The 18,555-nt window shown below is 33.9% G+C and carries 21 protein-coding genes; 10 read left to right on the forward strand and 11 right to left on the reverse strand.

Annotation, left to right across the window (positions count from 1 at the left end; genetic code table 11):
• Positions 1-7: 7 nt before the first annotated feature.
• From sctW to M997_RS16615, 3 genes are read right to left on the reverse strand one after another with little or no spacing between them, the layout of a single operon-like run.
• Positions 8-1,090 carry a type III secretion system gatekeeper subunit SctW gene (gene sctW / locus M997_RS16605; RefSeq protein WP_064721231.1) on the reverse strand — a complete coding sequence of 361 codons (1,083 nt, stop codon included), beginning with the start codon at positions 1,088-1,090 and terminating at the stop codon, positions 8-10.
• Positions 1,091-1,094: 4 nt separating this feature from the next.
• On the reverse strand, positions 1,095-2,825 hold the full coding sequence (sctC, locus tag M997_RS16610; RefSeq protein ID WP_064721232.1) for a type III secretion system outer membrane ring subunit SctC: 1,731 nt from the start codon (positions 2,823-2,825) through the stop codon (positions 1,095-1,097).
• Positions 2,809-3,564: a helix-turn-helix domain-containing protein gene (locus tag M997_RS16615; RefSeq protein ID WP_064721233.1), complete on the reverse strand. Its 756-nt coding sequence runs from the start codon at positions 3,562-3,564 to the stop codon at positions 2,809-2,811. Before M997_RS16615 ends, sctC begins: the two co-directional genes overlap by 17 nt.
• Positions 3,565-3,847: 283 nt before the next feature.
• Between M997_RS16615 and M997_RS16620 the strand changes: the two genes are divergently transcribed.
• The 7 genes from M997_RS16620 to M997_RS16650 are packed head-to-tail and all read left to right on the forward strand — an operon-like array spanning position 3,848 to position 7,957.
• Complete coding sequence (locus M997_RS16620) at positions 3,848-4,927, forward strand: PrgH/EprH family type III secretion apparatus protein (protein ID WP_064721234.1); 1,080 nt, start codon at positions 3,848-3,850, stop codon at positions 4,925-4,927.
• Positions 4,928-4,956: 29 nt separating this feature from the next.
• Entirely contained in the window at positions 4,957-5,223 is a 267-nt protein-coding gene (gene sctF, locus M997_RS16625; protein ID WP_064721235.1) for a type III secretion system needle filament subunit SctF, read from the forward strand.
• Between the two features lie 20 nt (positions 5,224-5,243).
• Entirely contained in the window at positions 5,244-5,528 is a 285-nt protein-coding gene (gene sctI / locus M997_RS16630; protein WP_064721236.1) for a type III secretion system inner rod subunit SctI, read from the forward strand.
• A 2-nt stretch (positions 5,529-5,530) separates the two neighbouring features.
• A complete protein-coding gene (gene sctJ, locus M997_RS16635) occupies positions 5,531-6,292 on the forward strand; it encodes a type III secretion system inner membrane ring lipoprotein SctJ (RefSeq protein ID WP_064721237.1) in 762 nt (253 codons plus the stop codon).
• Positions 6,276-6,830 (forward strand): type III secretion protein, encoded by a 555-nt coding sequence (locus M997_RS16640; RefSeq protein WP_064721238.1) that lies wholly within the window; start codon positions 6,276-6,278, stop codon positions 6,828-6,830. Before sctJ ends, M997_RS16640 begins: the two co-directional genes overlap by 17 nt.
• Positions 6,811-7,521: a hypothetical protein gene (locus M997_RS16645; RefSeq protein ID WP_064721239.1), complete on the forward strand. Its 711-nt coding sequence runs from the start codon at positions 6,811-6,813 to the stop codon at positions 7,519-7,521. Before M997_RS16640 ends, M997_RS16645 begins: the two co-directional genes overlap by 20 nt.
• Positions 7,511-7,957: a hypothetical protein gene (locus M997_RS16650; RefSeq protein ID WP_064721240.1), complete on the forward strand. Its 447-nt coding sequence runs from the start codon at positions 7,511-7,513 to the stop codon at positions 7,955-7,957. Before M997_RS16645 ends, M997_RS16650 begins: the two co-directional genes overlap by 11 nt.
• A 1-nt stretch (position 7,958) precedes the next feature.
• Here the strand turns inward: M997_RS16650 and soxR are convergent, their stop codons facing one another.
• Complete coding sequence (gene soxR, locus M997_RS16655; protein ID WP_064721241.1) at positions 7,959-8,408, reverse strand: redox-sensitive transcriptional activator SoxR; 450 nt, start codon at positions 8,406-8,408, stop codon at positions 7,959-7,961.
• A gap of 112 nt (positions 8,409-8,520) precedes the next feature.
• Between soxR and M997_RS16660 the strand changes: the two genes are divergently transcribed.
• The 3 genes from M997_RS16660 to M997_RS16670 are packed head-to-tail and all read left to right on the forward strand — an operon-like array spanning position 8,521 to position 13,172.
• On the forward strand, positions 8,521-8,943 hold the full coding sequence (locus M997_RS16660) for a DoxX family protein (protein WP_064721242.1): 423 nt from the start codon (positions 8,521-8,523) through the stop codon (positions 8,941-8,943).
• 35 nt (positions 8,944-8,978) lie between these two features.
• Complete coding sequence (locus M997_RS16665; protein WP_064721243.1) at positions 8,979-10,082, forward strand: efflux RND transporter periplasmic adaptor subunit; 1,104 nt, start codon at positions 8,979-8,981, stop codon at positions 10,080-10,082.
• 12 nt (positions 10,083-10,094) lie between these two features.
• The gene (locus tag M997_RS16670) at positions 10,095-13,172 is read left to right on the forward strand and encodes a MexW/MexI family multidrug efflux RND transporter permease subunit (protein WP_064721244.1); all 3,078 of its coding nucleotides are present in this window, start codon (positions 10,095-10,097) and stop codon (positions 13,170-13,172) included.
• A gap of 89 nt (positions 13,173-13,261) precedes the next feature.
• Here M997_RS16670 and M997_RS17365 read toward each other — a convergent pair whose 3' ends face one another.
• From M997_RS17365 to cutD, 7 genes are all read right to left on the reverse strand, one after another.
• The gene (locus M997_RS17365) at positions 13,262-14,629 is read right to left on the reverse strand and encodes a protein-tyrosine phosphatase family protein (RefSeq protein WP_082918464.1); all 1,368 of its coding nucleotides are present in this window, start codon (positions 14,627-14,629) and stop codon (positions 13,262-13,264) included.
• 169 nt (positions 14,630-14,798) lie between these two features.
• Positions 14,799-15,125: a DMT family transporter gene (locus M997_RS16680; protein ID WP_064721245.1), complete on the reverse strand. Its 327-nt coding sequence runs from the start codon at positions 15,123-15,125 to the stop codon at positions 14,799-14,801.
• 63 nt (positions 15,126-15,188) lie between these two features.
• Complete coding sequence (locus M997_RS16685; RefSeq protein ID WP_064721246.1) at positions 15,189-15,602, reverse strand: DMT family transporter; 414 nt, start codon at positions 15,600-15,602, stop codon at positions 15,189-15,191.
• A 35-nt stretch (positions 15,603-15,637) separates the two neighbouring features.
• Positions 15,638-16,342 (reverse strand): hypothetical protein, encoded by a 705-nt coding sequence (locus M997_RS16690; protein ID WP_064721247.1) that lies wholly within the window; start codon positions 16,340-16,342, stop codon positions 15,638-15,640.
• Between the two features lie 17 nt (positions 16,343-16,359).
• Positions 16,360-17,004, reverse strand: coding sequence for a phosphate propanoyltransferase (locus tag M997_RS16695; RefSeq protein WP_064721248.1), 645 nt, complete (start codon positions 17,002-17,004; stop codon positions 16,360-16,362).
• Entirely contained in the window at positions 17,004-17,504 is a 501-nt protein-coding gene (locus tag M997_RS16700) for a BMC domain-containing protein (RefSeq protein ID WP_064721249.1), read from the reverse strand. Before M997_RS16700 ends, M997_RS16695 begins: the two co-directional genes overlap by 1 nt.
• Before the next feature lie 13 nt (positions 17,505-17,517).
• Positions 17,518-18,468 carry a choline TMA-lyase-activating enzyme gene (gene cutD, locus M997_RS16705; protein ID WP_064721250.1) on the reverse strand — a complete coding sequence of 317 codons (951 nt, stop codon included), beginning with the start codon at positions 18,466-18,468 and terminating at the stop codon, positions 17,518-17,520.
• Positions 18,469-18,555: the final 87 nt, after the last annotated feature.

Genomic DNA, 18,555 nt, shown 5'->3' on the forward strand with positions numbered 1-18,555 from the left:
TATTATATTATTTTCTTATTTGATATTGTTCTACATAAATATATTTATCTATAAGCTTTTGTATTATTATTTGGCAACTTTCTCTAAACTCATCAGATAAATATAATGATTCAGGATACTTATTAAACATACTTTTTATCTCTTGTAATAACTTCATTTTTATATTTATAAAAAAATTAAGCCATTTGTTATTTAATAAGTCAGATAAAAATTTATTCATTTCTTCTGGATATGTCATTCCATATAGTATTATTTTATAAAGATCTTTTTCCGTCATTGTGTTCTTGAGTTCTTCTCTAGAAAAAACCCTCATACTTATATCAATAAAGCTATATAAACCACGTAGTTTATTAACACGCCCTAATAATTGACCAAATTCTGAGCTTTGAGAACAACTTGGCATTAATGATTGCATATCACAAACCAAACTTTGAGTAAGAAAATTTAATATAATATTGCATTGAGTAATATCATACTCATTAATCCATAATTTAAAAAAATAAATAGGATCTAGATCTAGATTAAGATAGTTACGATATAATCCTCGTAAAGAGGATGGATTTAAAGAAAGTAATTTAGCAAATGTTTTCGCCTGAAGAGCTACATTTATCCCTGCGCGAATATTTTTTGCATTTTCACTATTGAGTAAGTAATTTATTTCATTCTCTATACCTGCATCTAATTGCGCACCTAATTTTTTTTTTCTTAATAGCTCTCGTAATGCCATGATGAGGTCACTTTCATCGGGGAATATTTTACGTAAAAAGCTAAGCAATTCTTGCAAACTTCGTCCTGATTTTTTAAACATCATCATTACTTTATTAAGTTTTCTATCTGCTCCTTCTTCTGTTATATAAAGAGTATTTTTACCTTTATCTGCTTTTCTATCTAATCGTTTACTAAAATTTTGTGAAAACTGTGTCGCAACCATAGACATATCATCAGCGATCTCAGCTAACTGATTTTGATAATTTTGTTTTTCACTTATATTAGGCTGTTTATATTCTGTTTCTTGTTGACTTTTTTTACTAATATGACTTTCTTTAGTTGCTATCGTTGTAGAAGTAGTACTATTAATCGATCCAATCATTACTTTATCTCATAAATATTTGAAGTTGCTGCAATGCTTGTGATGTTTTCTTATTAATAGGTTTAAATGGACTTTGAGTTAAAGATTCCATTAATTCTGTCTCTGTTTTTTCTAGTAAACGAGGCTGTAGCATAAATATACGCACCATTTTATTATTATTATCAGAATGATAACGAAACAACCCTCCAATTAACGGTATTGAACCTAATACTGGTACTTTAGACTCAGCTTTAATATTATTCTCACGAGTGTAGCCACCAATTAATAAACTTCCCCCCTCTGAAACACGAGCAACAGTACTAATATTTGTTCGATTAATAACCGGTAAGTTCTCAACTTTTTCATCATCACCATTACTATCTTTTTTCTCTGCTCCATCTTCAAGATCAATGACCATCTCAATTTCTTTATTCAATTCATTTATTCTTGGTAATACACTAATCATTGTTCCAAAAGTCGTTGATTCTAATGAAGCAACTCGCTCACCTTTAATTTGAGTATAAAATGTAGTGTTATTATCAAAAATAGCTGGTGTATTTTCTTGAGTTAAAATAATAGGGCGAGAAACCATTTGAGCTTCGCCATTTTCACTTAATGCTTTAATTTTTGCCAAAAAATTTAATCCAGATGCAGCACTTAAACTTGCAGAATTAAAAAAGAATGAACCTTTATTTGATCCATAGCTTGCTTGCCAATTTACACCTAAGCTATCTGCCGTATTTTTAGAAATATCAATAATCCATAACGATAATTCTACTTGTCGTTTTGGCTTATCTAGTTGAGAAATTAAATTACTGATTAATGCTAATCCTTCTTTGCTAGTTTTAACTAATAAACTATTTGATGCAGGTAATGGCACTAGCTCAACATTATATTGACCTATTTTTGTGATAATTGAAGAACTCGATAAATTATCGATTTGATTATCCTGTTCATCATCAGTTTCTCCATTACTTTCTAGTGATACATTTGTACCGCCTACTATATGAGCAGATCTCGCATTCTTTGTATCGTTAGCTGATGACATAAATAATTGCTGTAGAACAGAAGTAATCCCTGGTAATACCACCTTTTCGTCTCGTAAAGAAAATGTTCTGTCTTGAACGAATATATTTTTTAATTGAAAAATTTGTACAAACTCATCGCCATAACGAGAGCTTCCTGTTGGTACTTGATTATTAGTACTTTCATTTATTTGTTCTTGAGCATTATTATCTAAATAATCAGCCGCAGCCCTTACTAATTTAATATAAATTGGAGCACCAGAAATATAGAAGGTTCGTTGATCTCTACCAGATCGTAATGGAAAGCGTTGATCATATAATCCAACATCTTGTAAATAGTCTTTAAGCTCGTTCATATCTATGTTTTTGACTTGAAAAAGCTCTTGCCGTATTTCGTTATTGTCATAAACATAAACTGATTTACCATCGTTAAAATAAAGTAATGACATTCTTCTTACTATCAACTCAAAAGCTTCTTCAGGTGAAGAAATGTCAAAATTTCCTGTTATTCTCATCTTTTTAACAGAATTACTGAGAATGAATGGTTTATTTAGTTTATCTGATAGCACATAAAAAAATTGTTCAATCCTTGTATCTACAGCTATAAACATATCTGGTTTTTTAACCTGATGTGTATAAATTACTTTTCCTTCTGTAGCCTGTGTTTGAACAGTAAAACTACAGCATAGAACTAGTGCAACAATACAATAAATCTTATTTTTTATTTTCATAAAGAAGATGACCAATTCGACGAAATTCAGTCGGAGTAATACCAAATAGCATCTTAATTTCATTAGAAAAATGAGATGCCGAACTAAATCCGTTATCTACAGCAATTTGGGTTAAAGATTCATCAGTCGATAATGTGGTTAAAATAGATGATGCCGCTCTCCACGAACGTAATTGACTTTTACCGCAGTTACCTAAATAACGTTTACACAACCGTCTAAAATGTGTACCTGATACACCATACCGCTCTCCTATTTGTGCAATATTGCTTTTTTTCTCATCTAAATAACTAATCAAATGCAAAATAAGCCAATAACTTTCACTATGTCTTATCGTGACAAAAAGTGGTTCTAACTGACTTTCTTTTTTTAATGCTTCACTAATCAAAACATATTCCAAACTTCCATTGACATTTTCTATATAAAAAATCTGTTGATTAATATCAAATTCAGATCCTATTGCTGTCATTTTTGAAAAATCACGAGCGTAATCAATAAACGCCAATAATCGAGCACAAATAAAAAAAGAACGTTTTTCTATTTTCCATGAGTTATTTTCAAATTGAAAAACAACATCACTTGTTTTCGCACTATAAATAAATGCATTTCCTTTTATTACTTTATTATTTTTTTCATCACATATTTTAATAGGAAACTCATTACCATCAGGAATGCAAAAGAATAATGAATTCCCCATTAATATATTTTTATCACCGCTTATTTTTATATCATTAATCAACATGCTAAATACCTCAAATAATTTCAAAAATAATTAACCGCATAGACTTGTTAATGAAAGGAATCTTACTTTTGTTATTTTATATGTTCTTACAATAATATCACCAATAATTAACTATAAAAGTAAACAGTACGATGTTTTCGTTTATTATTTAAAAAAACACATCGATAAAATAAAATCAGATAACAAATAAAAAACATGTATCTTTTTTAAAAGAATTTTTCGAGGAAAATAACTAAACTATATTTATATTAAATTAATAATGTTTTATTATCAGGCTAACTCTATGTTCTATTATTTATATATTCTTCATGGTCCATTGAAAGGAACAATATTTCCCTTGACTGCTAACCATTATTTTATCTCTCTATATAAAAATCAATCAGAAGATATCAATAATGATAGCGCTGTACTTCACATTCCTTGTTATGAAGAAGCAGAAGAAAAAACACTATCTATTACACTTGATACCTCAGATATAAAAAATAATAAAATTAAAATAGAAAATAGTAAAATAGCAGATGAAATAGGAAAAGAATTCCAATTAGAGATAGATAAGGTTTTTTATCTCAATGATATTCCTATTTTTTTAATTAGCAACAAGGATAACTCACCTTTATCATCAATTCATTTAAAAAAAACAAAAAAAATCTCAAAAAATAAAAAAATAAAAATAGGAACATTTTTATTAATAATACTACCTTTAATTTTATTTTTTTTATTTATATCTCCATCATCGATTACATCTATTGAAGTAAAAAAAATAGCACCAAATTCTTTAGAAAATTTAAATCTAAAAGGATTTAATGGGAAGAATGATTATTACTGTGTTTATGATGATACATTTTCTGAATGGAGCAAAAAACCTCAAATCTATAGTAATATTATATATATAGATATCAAAAATATTAAATCATCACTCAATAATAAAATTTATAACCTAATATTAAAAAACAAACAAAAACCTATTATTAATTTTATTTATCATAATGTAAATGAAGAGATGAGCATTATAAAAACAATAAATAAATCTTTTCCTTTAAACTGCCAAGCTAATATTAATAGATTTTCACTACCTAAAATAATTGATGATATTAATAAATTTTCATTTACACAAAGTATTGGTTATACCATACAAGAAAAAAAGAATGGAATTATATTTATTTTTGATGATAAGTTAACATCTGGTAACAAAGCCATTCTTGATAATTATATAAAAAAACAGACTTCTATTTTTGGTAGAAAATTTATTTTTTATAATGAAAATATAGACGATATTTATTTAAAAAACAAATCAATGTTACAAGAAGATAAAGGGTATATTTTTATTAACAATCAACATCGCTATTTCCCACAAGGATTATAGCAAATACTTAAATTAAGAGGATTTATATTATGTCAGACGCAAACCCACCAGCCATATCAAATGAAGATGTGAGTTCAATAAAAAATATCGATGAATATTTTAAAGACCCGGTAAAAAGCCAAAGCGATGCATTAAAATCTGCATTAGCAGCTTTAAAAACAGATAGTTCAAATGCAGCGTCATTAGCAGACTATCAAGCAAGATTAGCTGAATATAATATTACTCGCAATGCAGAATCAACATCGATTAAAGTCGTGAAAGATCTAGCAATGAGCATTATTGGTAATATGCGCTAATTTTAATATGAGGAAAACGTATGGCTATTACGCCTATTACTTCCGTTAACTTATCTTCATTGAAAAATGAAGATAATAATAACGATGAAACGCTGTCATCCATAATAACAACGAGTGTTGCTAATGGGTTTCAATATGAAGCTCAGATTCAAGAGAAATTAGCATCACTCAGTCAGCTTTCTGATATTCAAAGCTATACAAAATTACAAACAACATTAAATGATTATACGATTACTATGAATTTAGCGAGCACACTTGCTCGTAAATCACTAAATATTGTTGAAACATTACTCAAGGCACAATAGTAATGAAAAATCGATATTTACTCTTTGTTTTTCTATTCAGCTTGGCTTCATTGTTAAGTGGTTGTAAGGAGCAATCACTACTTACCAATTTAGACCAACGTCAGGCCACTGAAGTCCAAGCTGTTTTGCAAAAACACCAAATACCCAGCACTCGTGCAGCTCTTGGAAAAGGGTTATTTGATATTGCAGTAAAACAAGAAGATGTAGCTCTTGCGATTCAAATATTAGAAGAATACCAGTTACCCACTGTTGCTCGCATTGAAGTCACTCAACTTTTCCCTTCAGATGCATTGGTTTCATCACCACAAGCAGAAAAAGCTCGACTGATCTCAGCAATTGAGCAACGACTAGAACAATCTTTACTCGTTATTGATCATATTATTGATGCAAGAGTTCATATCAGTTACCCACTTTCTCCGACTGATCGTATTATTCCAAAACCTCACTCTTCTGCGCTTATTTTTTATGAAGACAGCATAATTAATAGCGATCAACTTGGCGAAGATATACGAGCCTTTATCCATAATGCATTTAACGATATGGATGAGGATAATATAACCGTATTACTTTACCCGAGAAATATAAATAAATTCAATATGATAAGAAAAGAAACCTCATCAGAAAACAACTTTCTACTCTCTAATCTGTGGATCTTCTTTTCTTTATTATTAGTAGGAGTTGTCATTATTTTTGCTGTCATTCTTATGTTTTATCGTCATAAAAAAATGACTCTAATTGAGAAAGAAAATGAATCTAACAGCTAAACAATTTGAGCTATTTGCGGGCATTATGTATGACCCTCTGAGCTATATTCACTCTAGCTATCCTACATTAGCCTCTACAAGCGATCATTCAGTCTGGCAAAAACTCGCAAATAGTAAATTAATTAATCAATATAATCTAATGACCGAATTAGATTGTCCTATCAATAGTATTACAGAAAAAATAATTAATTATTGGCACTTACTTCCTCGTTGTGCACTATTTCTTGGTTATTTTTACTCGCGTAATTCTATTTTACTATCCGAAAATTATTATCGTTTAGATAAATCGCTACAGGCATTTTTATCATTATATCCTATTGTTAATATAAATAATGATAATCAATTTCAGGGAGTACCGCCTCTCACCATTGGTTATCATTTACTCTTTCATTTTATTTCTACTATTTCGTTAGCATTATCCCAACGATTTATTTTTCTTTTTGATATTCAAATGTCACAAATAACATTATCTGATTCTCCTGTTTTATCTCATTCTCTTTTTCTTTTGGTATTAAATTATGCTGCGCTCACTGCCTGAAACACTTTTAAAATACACTTGTGAAGGTGTAATTATACAAGCCCGTTATATTCGACAACTGGATGATATTCATAAAATAAACCTAGTAACAAAAAATCGAGCTAAAAAATTAATTAAAGATATAGATAAAAAACTAGAGTTAAAAAAAGAAATTTTTATAAAAAAAGCATATAGCAACGGATTAAAAACATTACTGGGAGATATATTACGATTTTGTGCACAATATCAAGATAAATTATCACAGTATGAAATAAAACAAAGAGAACAAATAACGGCAACTATTGCACAATTTTTTCAGTCACCAGAAATACAAATTGAATTAACCCAACGTCTTATAGCTATATCGCCATCAAATAAAAAGATCACCTTGGAAATACCCGCTACTTTAAAGGATTACCTCGAAAAAGCGCTTAATAATCAAAATATAGAATTTGTTACTCATAATAGTACCGTGATATCAATGAATACAGGTGATCAAATTACCTTTTTTGATCCTGCTCTTTTAATAAAAGATCTACAATCGCAGTTTCATCAACCTTTTACTGAAAGCTATCAACCTATTTTTAATAAAGAAATCAAAGAGATATTAATTAATTATATTTCTAAATTCGATGAGCTGGATGATACACAAGTTCAACCTAATTCTAAATTCGACTCTGATATAGATAGTGAGGTCAATAATGAAGATTGATGCCTTAAATTCATCACATAGCCTACATAATCAGCAATCAATACAGCGACCAACATCAATTTCTTCATCCTCGTTAGGCAATGCTCAGTTTGATCCATTAATGGCGACATTAAATCCCTATTTCTATCAGCAACTACAAAAAGAGTCCATTAACACCCCCAAAGATGTGCTGAATTTCCTTAAGCGCTTTGATGTAAAAAACGAAGTAAATCAAACATTAAAAGAAAAACGTCAACTCGCACTCTTAACTTATACTCATCAAAAAAGTGAACTAGAACAGACTGAGAATAAAGAGATAATTAATCAAGCTTTACTCTCTTACCTTTCTTTTCAAGGTATTTATCATCAATTTGTATTAGAAATGACGGGAATGATAGATAACCAAGAAGAGTACGCCGAATTTTTCAAACCTGATAGCACAACATTTTCATTATAAATTATAAAATTTGCGCTCCTGGCCCTTTTTCACCCAATACATCATCTGGATTACGCAATGGGCAATCACTTAAAGAAAGGCAACCACAGCCAATACAGTGATCAAGCCCATTGCGCAGCCGTTTAAGGCGACGAATTCGTTCATCTAATCTCACTTTCCAATCCGTTGATATTTCGTGCCATTGATCTGCGGTTAATTTACTGTTAGGTGGGTATTTTCCAAGGATCTCTTGAATTTCTTTTAATGGGATCCCCGTACTTTGGGCAGCTTTAATAATTGCAATATAACGCAATACAACTGGTGGATATCGTCGCTGATTACCTGCACTTCGATAACTTTCAATCAATCCTTTCTCTTCATAAAAATGCAGTGTTGATATTGCCACACCACTTCGTTTTGCAACCTCTCCAACAGTTAATGCGCGATTAAAATCTATTTTCTCTTTTTCCATTCTTCCGCTTGACCTCAACTTAACTTGAGGTTTTATAGTCACCCCCTCTTCTCACTAAGTCAAGTCAGTGGGATAGCTGATTTAAATTTTTAAGCTTGTTGAGGATCGATAAATGCCTAACTCAATTGCCCGTATTCTTGAAAGCCAAACATTGTGGTTCATTGCCCGGCTATTAATTTTATTACTATTTATCTCATCTGGTTTTGCCAAAGTATTTGATTATGAAAATAGTTTGGCTGAAATGCGAGCGGCTGGATTAAACCCTGATTGGTTTTTTAATATTGCCACCATAATTATTTTATTTTCTAGCTCATTTTTAGTGCTCTTTGAGAGCTATTTATGGCTTGGTGCTGGCGCATTAGCTGTTTTCTTATTTTTGACCATTGTGATTGTACATACGTTTTGGAATATGACAGGTGATGTAGCCATGTTGTCGATATATTTCGCCATAGAGCACATCTCAGTCATCGGCGGATTAATGGCAATAGCAATAGCGAGTCATTTCAGAGCGTTATGGAAAAGAACCAACGCATAAAAATAGAAAATTATCACTAGGGAACCTGCAACAAAATGAATAAAAAAACAACCCTGTCTCTTTGTGTATCACTGCTTTTATTGAGTGCTGGTGTCATGGTTTATGCCACTAATACAACCTCTAATAAAGATGAAAAACAGCAAGTTACTTACCCACCAACGAAAGTCGCATTAGCTATTGTGCAAACTTCAGAGCTTCCTAACAATATGCAAGGTGTGGGTGAATTAGAAGCAGCTCGACAAGTCTACCTTGCCGCTGAAACCAGTGGTCGTATTGCAATGATTAATTTTGAATCAGGACAAATTGTTAAAGCAGGGCAAGTACTTGCAAAACTAAATGACGAACCTGAACAAGCTGAATTATTACGATTACAAGCGCAACTCATAAATGCTGAAAAACTCTATTCACGTACTCGCCAGCTCTATAGCAAAAATGTGGCAGCAGCCGCGCAATTAGATAGCACATTATCAGAACGCGATATGATTGCCGCCTCTATCCGTGAAGTAAAAGCGCGTATTGCACAAAAAACTATTAAAGCACCTTTCGATGGCATTGTCGGTATTAAACAAGTTCACGAAGGACAATACCTGAACGCGGGTGAACGTGTTGCCTCTTTGGTTGATGCTAGTCATCTAAAACTAAATTTCTCATTAGATGAACAAGTTGCACCACAAATCTCAACAAAACAGCCAATTAATATTGAAGTAGATGCTTATCCCAACATCATATTTTCAGGGAAAATTAATGCCATTGACCCACTCATAGGGCCTTCTCGTACTGTACAAGTACAAGCTGTTTTACCAAACGAAAACAATCAATTGAAGGCGGGTATGTTTGCTCGCGTTCAAGTGACATCTCCAAATAGTCCATCGGTGTTAACCGTACCGGAAACCGCTGTCACTTATACAGCCTATGGAGATACCGTGTTTGTAGCGCAATCCGACAATCAAAAAAACCTTATCGCTAAGCGTGTCTCTGTGAAAGTTGGATTGCGCTACAACGGCCTGATTGAGATCAAAGAGGGATTATCTCTTGGCGATCACGTGGTCTCATCTGGTCAAATAAAACTCAGTGATGGCATCGCGATTGAGCCCATTGATCAAGATACACTGACTCAATTAGTCAGCACTAAGCCATAACAGGAGATAATAATGAAGTTTACCGATATTTTTGTTCGGCGACCTGTATTGGCGTTAGTCGTCAGCACACTGATTTTTTTGTTGGGTGCTTTTGCATTCAGTAAATTGCCGATTCGCCAATACCCAATGCTAAAAAATTCAACAATTACAATAGCAACGGATTATCCCGGCGCTTCATCAGAATTAATGCAAGGCTTTGTCACTCAACCAATCACGCAAGCTGTCTCTTCTGTTGAAGGTGTTGATTATATTTCATCATCTTCAGTACAAGGAAAAAGCTTAGTTACAGTAAGAATGGAGCTAAACCGCGACCCGACACAAGCACTTACGCAAGTGATGGCAAAGGTAAATCAGGTTCGTTATAAGTTGCCAGAGCAAGCTTATGATCCTGTAGTAGAGCTTTCATCTGGTGAATCAACAGCCGTTGCATATGTTGGTTTTTCTAGTGAACAGCTCTCTATTCCTGAACTAACCGACTATCTTTCTCGTGTTGTTGAGCCCATGTTTTCATCTATTAATGGTGTGGCTAAAGTTCAAGTATTTGGCGGTCAACAACTGGCAATGCGCTTATGGTTAGATGCTGATCGACTGGCAGGACGCAATTTAACAGCCAGCGATGTGGCAGAGGCTGTTCGTCGTAATAACTATCAAGCCGCTGCGGGTAAAGTCGAAGGCGAGTTTGTTATTGCCAACGTTTATGTGAATACTGATTTAACTAATGTTGACGAATTTAAAGATATGGTTATCAGCAACGATGGCAATAGCCTTGTACGTTTACGCGATATCGGTACAGTTGAATTAGGCGCTGCCGCAACAGAAACTAGCGGCATAATGAATGGTAAAAAAGCAGTTTTTCTAGGTTTATTCCCAACACCGACAGGTAACCCATTGGTGATTGTAGATGGTATTCGTGAACATCTTACCGATATTAAAAAAACCTTACCACCCAATGTAAATGTTGAATTAGCATTTGAAACATCGCGTTTTATTAAAGCCTCGATCAGCCAAGTTGTACAAACCTTAATTGAAGCGATTTTGATCGTGATCGCCGTGATCTACCTCTGCTTAGGATCATTTCGTTCGGTTATCATTCCTGTTTTAGCGATCCCATTATCAATGCTGGGTGCGGCGGGATTAATGCTAGCATTTGGTTTTAGTATTAATTTACTCACTTTATTAGCGATGGTATTAGCAATTGGTCTTGTGGTAGATGATGCCATTGTAGTGGTTGAAAACGTACATCGTCATATCGAAGAGGGATTATCGCCTGTACAAGCGGCATTAGTTGGGGCGCGAGAAGTTGCCGGCCCTGTTATTGCGATGACAATAACGCTTGCTGCGGTTTATGCGCCAATTGGATTAATGGCCGGTTTAACCGGTGCTTTATTTAAAGAGTTTGCCATCACCCTGGCTGGTAGCGTGATTGTTTCAGGTATTGTCGCCTTAACATTATCACCAGTGATGAGTTCGCTTATGCTTAAACCTAAAGAGAATGAAGGCAAAATGGCAAAAGCCGCTGAGTTTGTCTTTGATAAAATGGCGCACTATTACGGCTATTTATTGAATTTTTCGTTAGCTCGCCGTTGGATAACCGTTCTTTTTGCCTTAGCCGTTTTTGTCAGCTTGCCATTTTTATACGGCCAAGCAAAACAAGAGCTTGCTCCATCAGAAGATCAAGCCAGCGTGTTAACAGCAGTGAAAGCACCACAACATGCAAATTTAGCTTATGCAGAACATTTCAATCTAAAGCTTGATGAAATTTATATGAGTCTGCCAGAAACAGACAGCACATGGATAATTAACGGCACAGATGGCCCATCAGCAAGCTTTGGTGGTATTAACTTTGATGGCTGGGATTTACGTGACCGCAATGCAGACCAAATTCAAGCTGACTTACAAAATCGGGTTAATAATGTTGAAGGAACCAGCATTTTTGCTTTTCAATTAGCCTCATTACCCGGGTCTGTGGGGGGATTGCCTGTGCAAATGGTACTACGTAGTCCATTAGGCTACCCAATATTGTTTGAAACCATGGAAAATATAAAACAGCAGGCACGAGAAAGTGGTCTATTTGTCGTGGTTGATAGCGACTTAGATTACAACAACCCTGTTGTTCAAGTTGCAATAGACAGAGCTAAAGCCAATAGTTTAGGCATTCGTATGCAAGATATTGGTGAATCACTTTCTCTGTTAGTGGGCGAGCACTATATTAACCGTTTTGGTATGGATGGTCGCTCTTATGACGTTATTCCACAAAGTGTGAAACACCAGCGTTTAACGCCGGCTGCGCTGGCTGGGCACTATATTCGCACTCAAGATAATGTCTTAATTCCATTATCTACTGTGGTGAATATTACCACTCAAGTTGAACCTAATAAATTAACGCAATTTAATCAACAAAATGCAGCCATTTTCCAAGCGATCCCCGCACCGGGTGTCACCATGGGGCAAGCGGTCGCATTTCTTGAAAACGTGGCAGATTCATTACCAGCAGGCTTTAGTCATGATTGGCAATCTGATTCTCGCCAATTTACTCAAGAAGGAAATACGTTGGTTTTTGCGTTTATTGCCGCACTGATCATTATCTATTTAGTGTTAGCAGCACAATATGAAAGCTTAGTTGATCCGCTGATTATTTTGATCACTGTTCCATTATCGATTTGCGGTGCATTAGTACCATTGGCTTTAGGTATGGTAACACTCAATATCTACACACAAATTGGTTTAGTCACATTAATAGGACTAATTAGTAAGCACGGCATTCTAATGGTGGAATTTGCTAATGAGCTGCAAATTCATAAAAATCTAAACCGTCGTGATGCGATTATTGAAGCTGCAAAAATCCGCTTACGCCCTGTATTAATGACCACAGCAGCAATGGTAATTGGGCTTATTCCACTGTTATTTGCCAGTGGTGCGGGAGCGAATAGCCGCTATGGATTAGGACTAATTATTGTATCAGGTATGTTAGTTGGCACACTGTTTACCCTGTTTGTATTGCCAACAATGTACAGCTTCTTAGCCCGAAACCACCAAATTAGTGCACAAACTGAACGTCAAAAACAGCTAGAAAAAGTGAGTGAGTTGTAAGTCAGATATATAACAAGAAACAATAATGTCGTAAAAATAATCCCCATTGTGAATGCAACGGGGATCTTTTATAGCCATTTAAACAAATGTTATTTTATTTTAATATCATCATTAAGTAGCGGAATATCATTATTTATTGCATATTTCAAGAGTTCAGCAATTTGCTCAGGCTGATAAAGCGCTCTGACACTGCGTTTTTCCCTTAAATCAGAGATAATACTTTCTAAGCTTTTTCCTCCTTTATTCCCTGATTGTTCTGCTTTCATCATTTCCATTAGAGCAATAAATTCCCCTGTTCTTCCTAATCCAGCAAGACAATGGACAGCGATATTTTCTTTTGTTGGATTTGTTTTTAAATTGTCAGCAATAATATCGATGGTATTTTTTAACTTCGTTGCATCTATCCCTGTATGATCAGCCCAATCATAAATATGGACAAAGTTTATTCTTCTCTTTTCATTACTGTTTTCTTTAGTCACTAACTTAGTATATGTTTTACAATCTAAACATGCTCCATTGGCTTTACTTAAACTCCACTTTTCAATATGACTAGACTTTATATCACCTAAGTCTAAATTCTCTCTAAAATATTTAAAGCCTTCCTTTTTTAAACTATCTTCATTATATTTAACACCCATTTTAGGGAGTTCTTTTCTTACATAATCTTTTATTTCACCGCTATCATCTTTTATATTTTTCATATCCTTTATATCTTTCTTGTCTTTTTTAATATCGTTTTTAATATCATCATTCGATGCTAAAACATAAACTGTATTTATCTTTTCATTAAAGAACATATTGAAATAATGATATAGATTCTCTTTAGTATTCAAAGGATATTGGGATGCAATAGTTATATTAGGAGAATTATAAGAACTAACATCATTCGCCAGTAATGATACATTGCCAGATTTTATTAAAGTATCTGTACGATACGTTAATTTATTACTGTATCTAGAATTTTCAACCGATTGATAATCAGTTGAATTATATTTTAAACCATTTAAGTTATTAAATAATATTTTAGCTTTTTCATTATACTTATCTGTTCCAGTACATTTTTCAACCGCAACTAAAAATTTATCTCTAGTATCATTCAATGTTACTTCTTTATTAGAGTGAGAAAAATTAAATTTTTGTATATCTGTATTATTAGCTTGTCGTCTAAAAAGTAAGCTCTTATTTTCTTTATTTATTCTCTGGGACTGTAATAAATGAGGCTCATTATTTACTATTCGTATTTTATATGACAAGTCAGTAGGAGGACTATAAGTCGTATTTGATAATTTATATATTGGTGAACCTGCTGGTGGTTTATGAAGCAGTATTGGCTTAATTTCTTTATCGTTATTTTTAATACTTATTATATTGTTCCAAGTACTATTTTTTACCTCTCCACTTGATCCTAATGAAGTTGTAATAGGTACACATCTTAAATTAACTGGTGATAATAACATATCTATTCCCTTAAATATAAAACTGTATTATCTTATTAGAGAACGAGTTGATATATAAAAAAAACACCTTTATAAACTTTATAAAAAATAAAAATACCGATACTGTTTAATAACATATCGGTATTTTTATTTAAAAGGTAAAGTATAATATCTAATTTACAAATTTTTCTTACATCGTTGAAAATGTATTCATAATTATCCCGCCTGAGATAATTAATGCCATTGAAAATATAGCCGGTAAGTCTGGTTTTTGTTTATATAAAATCATGGCAACTAATGTTACACCCACAATACCAAATCCACACCATAATGAATACGCCACCCCCACAGGGATATATCCCATTGCACGCGTTAAGGCGAAATAACAAATACAGTAAGCAGTAATCACTAAAACAGAAGGAGCTAATTTACTAAAGCCATTGGTTTTTTTAATCATAGAGGTTCCTGTAATTTCAGAACCAATAGAGAGTGCCAGCCATAAGAATCCGGTAAGCATAATTGTTATCCTTATTTATATTAATAACGTTGTTATCTATTTTTTATTTGCTAATAAATAACATTATTTATTGGCTGACGATGCAACTTGTTTAACCGGTTGTGTTTCGGTGGTTTCTTCTTCCTCTTCTGAGCCCATTTTGGAGAAGAGATTCATAATCACGATACCACTGGCAATAACCGCCATACCTATCATTGCTGCGGTATCAGGGTGCTGACCATAAAAAACCATACCCAACGAGGATACAACTAAAATACCCGTGCCAGACCAAGTAGCATAAGCTAGACCAACAGGAATATTTTTCACTGCGCGTGATAATGAGTAATAACAAATAACATAAAGCACAACAATAAGACCTAATAATAATGTTTTGGTTGTACCTTCACTATTATCAAACATTTTTAAGGTAGAGGTTGCTGAGGTTTCTGAAATAATAACCGCCAGCATCCAAAGCCATGATTTAGCTTTTGGTGACATAATAAGACTCCTGAGTTATCAGATATAATTTAATATTAATTTTTCAAACTTTTTAAATATTCAATTGCAGAATCAGTTAATTTATTCTGAGATAAACTATATTCTTCGGGCTTCTTCATTACTTCGTTCAAAGTAATATAGCGATTATCATTCTCTTTTTTTATTTCAGGATAATGTTCAGATTTTTCATTAAGATTAATATCATTATTAACTAAATAAGTTTCTATTTCATTGATAGAGTAAAAACAAATACCTAATAATTTTAATCGATTAATATTTTCCTGAATAAGCAGGTTATACTCTTTATTTTTATTTAAACCTAAAATCTCATTTAATTCACTTTCTGGTTGGCAAAAATAAGGTAGTGCTATAACGGGAATATTTTTAGCCAGTGCTGAATGAATTAATTTCCCTTCTTCACTAATAAATAATCCATTAACAATTTCACCCACCAGCTTTTTATCGAAATAGGGAACAAATAAAGCACGATAAGAAGATAATTGGTTGATATCAAATTCATCCGCTTTATATATATCACCTAGATGACGCCATTTCGACAAATCATGACAGGCTTGAGCTTGTGCTGTGACAAAAAGAGAAAATCGAAGTGCTGAAAAAGTCCCGATACGTTGACAGATTTCATCTCGATATCCTGGCGCTGGCGTTAATGCCAGCAGCACCGATTTTTTCATTCGTTTTTCTATTTCTGCTACAATCCTTTCTATTAGCTGATTGTCCATTACGTCACCTCATTGTCTTAGCTGACAATAAACACGCTGTCGTTATTGCGAAGTCCTGCCGCATTCGCTTCATCAGTATCAATATGAAATTCCAAAACAAAATTGCTACTTACACGAACAACCACTTCATCAAAAATCAGGCTGCGTTCACCTTCTGTTTTAACGTGCACTTTTTGCCCATTGCTCACATTTAATACTGTCGCATCCACTTCACTCATATGAATATGGCGTTGAGCGCAAATAACTTGCTCTTTCAGTTCAACATAGCCCGCAGGCCCCATTAAAACGGCATTGCCAGAGCCAACTAAATCACCCGATTCACGCACTGGCGCTTTAATACCCAAAGCAAAACAGTCTGCTTTCGAAATTTCTAATTGACTTTGTGGACGAACAGGTCCCAATACACGTACTTTACTAATTGAGCCTTTAGATCCCACCACAATCACACACTCTTTAGCAGCAAATTGCCCTGGTTGTTTCAGCTCTTTAAAAGGAGTGAGCTGATAACCTTGACCAAATAACACTTCAACATCTTGCTGTGAAAGATGCACATGACGATTAGAAATACCAACAGGGATAGCCATTCCTTGTGTTTCTCCCATCGCCAAGTATTGGGCCGGTAAACGAGAGAGAATTTTTCCCATGAGCTGTTGATTAATCATTATTTTTTACCTTTACGACTCTCTGGCTTGTTCTCTTTTTTACTACTTTCTGTTTTATCCGCTACCGCTTTGGTTTCAGATACCACATTGTATGTAAGAGGATCAGCCAGTTCTTTTACTGATGAAGACACTATCGGTTTTTCTGCGATTTTTTCTGCCACTGTATCAACTATGTTATTTACGACAGTTTGAGATTTAACAGCCTCAACCGATGATGCTTTTTTCTTACTTTTGATGGTCAATAATTTAGTAATAACACTTGGCTCAGGTCTTGCGATCACCAATGATCCAATCACTAATTCAGATTGACTCACAACCTCGACACCATGATCTATTGCTGTTTTCACTGCACTAATTTCACCTTGAAAACAAACAGATACCAACCCTGAACCCACTTTTCGGTATCCAACAATTTCAACATTCGCTGCTTTACACGCGGCATCTGCGGCTTGAATGGCGGCGGTTAATCCTCGTGTTTCAATAACACCTAAACTTTTCATCATTCTCTCCTACTTAGTGACGGACAAGACGGATATCGAAATCAAACTTCTTAAAGAAGGCTTCTAAGCTGTCTAATTCTTCTGGCGTATAGCTTGGATCGTTTTTCATTGGATAGATCATTTCCAATTTTTCGTATTTATTACGTCCAAACTGATGATAAGGAAGAATATCAATGCGCTGAATATTGCCGCGTTTCGATAACTCCATCGCGTAATTTATTGCACCAGTAATGGCATCATAAGAGTCGTTATAACCGCGTACTAATGGCATACGGATCACCACATTTGCGCCTAATTCCATTAATCGTTCTAAATTACGACGTACATTCTCATTACCAATACCAAATAACGCTTTATGCTGATGAGTATCGATGTGTTTGATATCAAAAAGAAATTGGTCAACAACCTCTGCTAATTTTTCATAATTAGCCACATTCGTTGTACCTTGTGTTTCAATGGCGGTGTTGATCATCATCTTTTTGCATTCACGCAATAGCGCAACAGCGAAATCAGTTTGTAAACTCATCTCTCCTCCACCTATCGTGACGCCACCACCTGAAGAAACATAGAAATCGTAATCTTGCATAATGATCGACATTAATTCAGAGACAGAAACATCTTTTCCCATAATATCAAGCGCATCGGAAATACAGACTTCTTCACATTTACGACAACCAATACAATCTATTGCACGATCAACCCGGTGAACTTGTTTTCCATTTTCATTGGTTGCCATGTAATGCACACCCGCAGGACAAACATCGACACATTTACCACAATCAACACATTTATCGTGGGAATACATCACTTGGAATTCACTGCTAAGACCTTCTGGATTTGAACACCAAGGGCAGCGGATATTACAGCCTTTTAAAAAAACCAGAGTACGAATACCATCACCATCATAAATAGAGTATTTTTGGATATTAAATATCCGGCCTCTAATTTCTGCCGCCGTTTCCATTATTGCGCCTCCAAATCAGCATCAAACATCCTTGTTCGATAAATTTAAATCTTGTCTTGTCGATGAAAAAGGATGGTGTTTTGCCAT

Origin of the sequence: Proteus hauseri ATCC 700826 (assembly GCF_001654965.1) — a bacterium.
Lineage (GTDB): Bacteria > Pseudomonadota > Gammaproteobacteria > Enterobacterales > Enterobacteriaceae > Proteus > Proteus hauseri.

Coding starts and splice junctions, on each gene's coding strand:
- sctW (WP_064721231.1), bottom strand. CDS start 1,090: ATGATTGGATCGATTAATAGTACTACTTCTACAACGATAGCAACTAAA.
- sctC (WP_064721232.1), bottom strand. CDS start 2,825: ATGAAAATAAAAAATAAGATTTATTGTATTGTTGCACTAGTTCTATGC.
- M997_RS16615 (WP_064721233.1), bottom strand. CDS start 3,564: ATGTTGATTAATGATATAAAAATAAGCGGTGATAAAAATATATTAATG.
- M997_RS16620 (WP_064721234.1), top strand. CDS start 3,848: ATGTTCTATTATTTATATATTCTTCATGGTCCATTGAAAGGAACAATA.
- sctF (WP_064721235.1), top strand. CDS start 4,957: ATGTCAGACGCAAACCCACCAGCCATATCAAATGAAGATGTGAGTTCA.
- sctI (WP_064721236.1), top strand. CDS start 5,244: ATGGCTATTACGCCTATTACTTCCGTTAACTTATCTTCATTGAAAAAT.
- sctJ (WP_064721237.1), top strand. CDS start 5,531: ATGAAAAATCGATATTTACTCTTTGTTTTTCTATTCAGCTTGGCTTCA.
- M997_RS16640 (WP_064721238.1), top strand. CDS start 6,276: ATGAATCTAACAGCTAAACAATTTGAGCTATTTGCGGGCATTATGTAT.
- M997_RS16645 (WP_064721239.1), top strand. CDS start 6,811: ATGCTGCGCTCACTGCCTGAAACACTTTTAAAATACACTTGTGAAGGT.
- M997_RS16650 (WP_064721240.1), top strand. CDS start 7,511: ATGAAGATTGATGCCTTAAATTCATCACATAGCCTACATAATCAGCAA.
- soxR (WP_064721241.1), bottom strand. CDS start 8,408: ATGGAAAAAGAGAAAATAGATTTTAATCGCGCATTAACTGTTGGAGAG.
- M997_RS16660 (WP_064721242.1), top strand. CDS start 8,521: ATGCCTAACTCAATTGCCCGTATTCTTGAAAGCCAAACATTGTGGTTC.
- M997_RS16665 (WP_064721243.1), top strand. CDS start 8,979: ATGAATAAAAAAACAACCCTGTCTCTTTGTGTATCACTGCTTTTATTG.
- M997_RS16670 (WP_064721244.1), top strand. CDS start 10,095: ATGAAGTTTACCGATATTTTTGTTCGGCGACCTGTATTGGCGTTAGTC.
- M997_RS17365 (WP_082918464.1), bottom strand. CDS start 14,629: ATGTTATTATCACCAGTTAATTTAAGATGTGTACCTATTACAACTTCA.
- M997_RS16680 (WP_064721245.1), bottom strand. CDS start 15,125: ATGCTTACCGGATTCTTATGGCTGGCACTCTCTATTGGTTCTGAAATT.
- M997_RS16685 (WP_064721246.1), bottom strand. CDS start 15,602: ATGTCACCAAAAGCTAAATCATGGCTTTGGATGCTGGCGGTTATTATT.
- M997_RS16690 (WP_064721247.1), bottom strand. CDS start 16,342: ATGGACAATCAGCTAATAGAAAGGATTGTAGCAGAAATAGAAAAACGA.
- M997_RS16695 (WP_064721248.1), bottom strand. CDS start 17,004: ATGATTAATCAACAGCTCATGGGAAAAATTCTCTCTCGTTTACCGGCC.
- M997_RS16700 (WP_064721249.1), bottom strand. CDS start 17,504: ATGAAAAGTTTAGGTGTTATTGAAACACGAGGATTAACCGCCGCCATT.
- cutD (WP_064721250.1), bottom strand. CDS start 18,468: ATGGAAACGGCGGCAGAAATTAGAGGCCGGATATTTAATATCCAAAAA.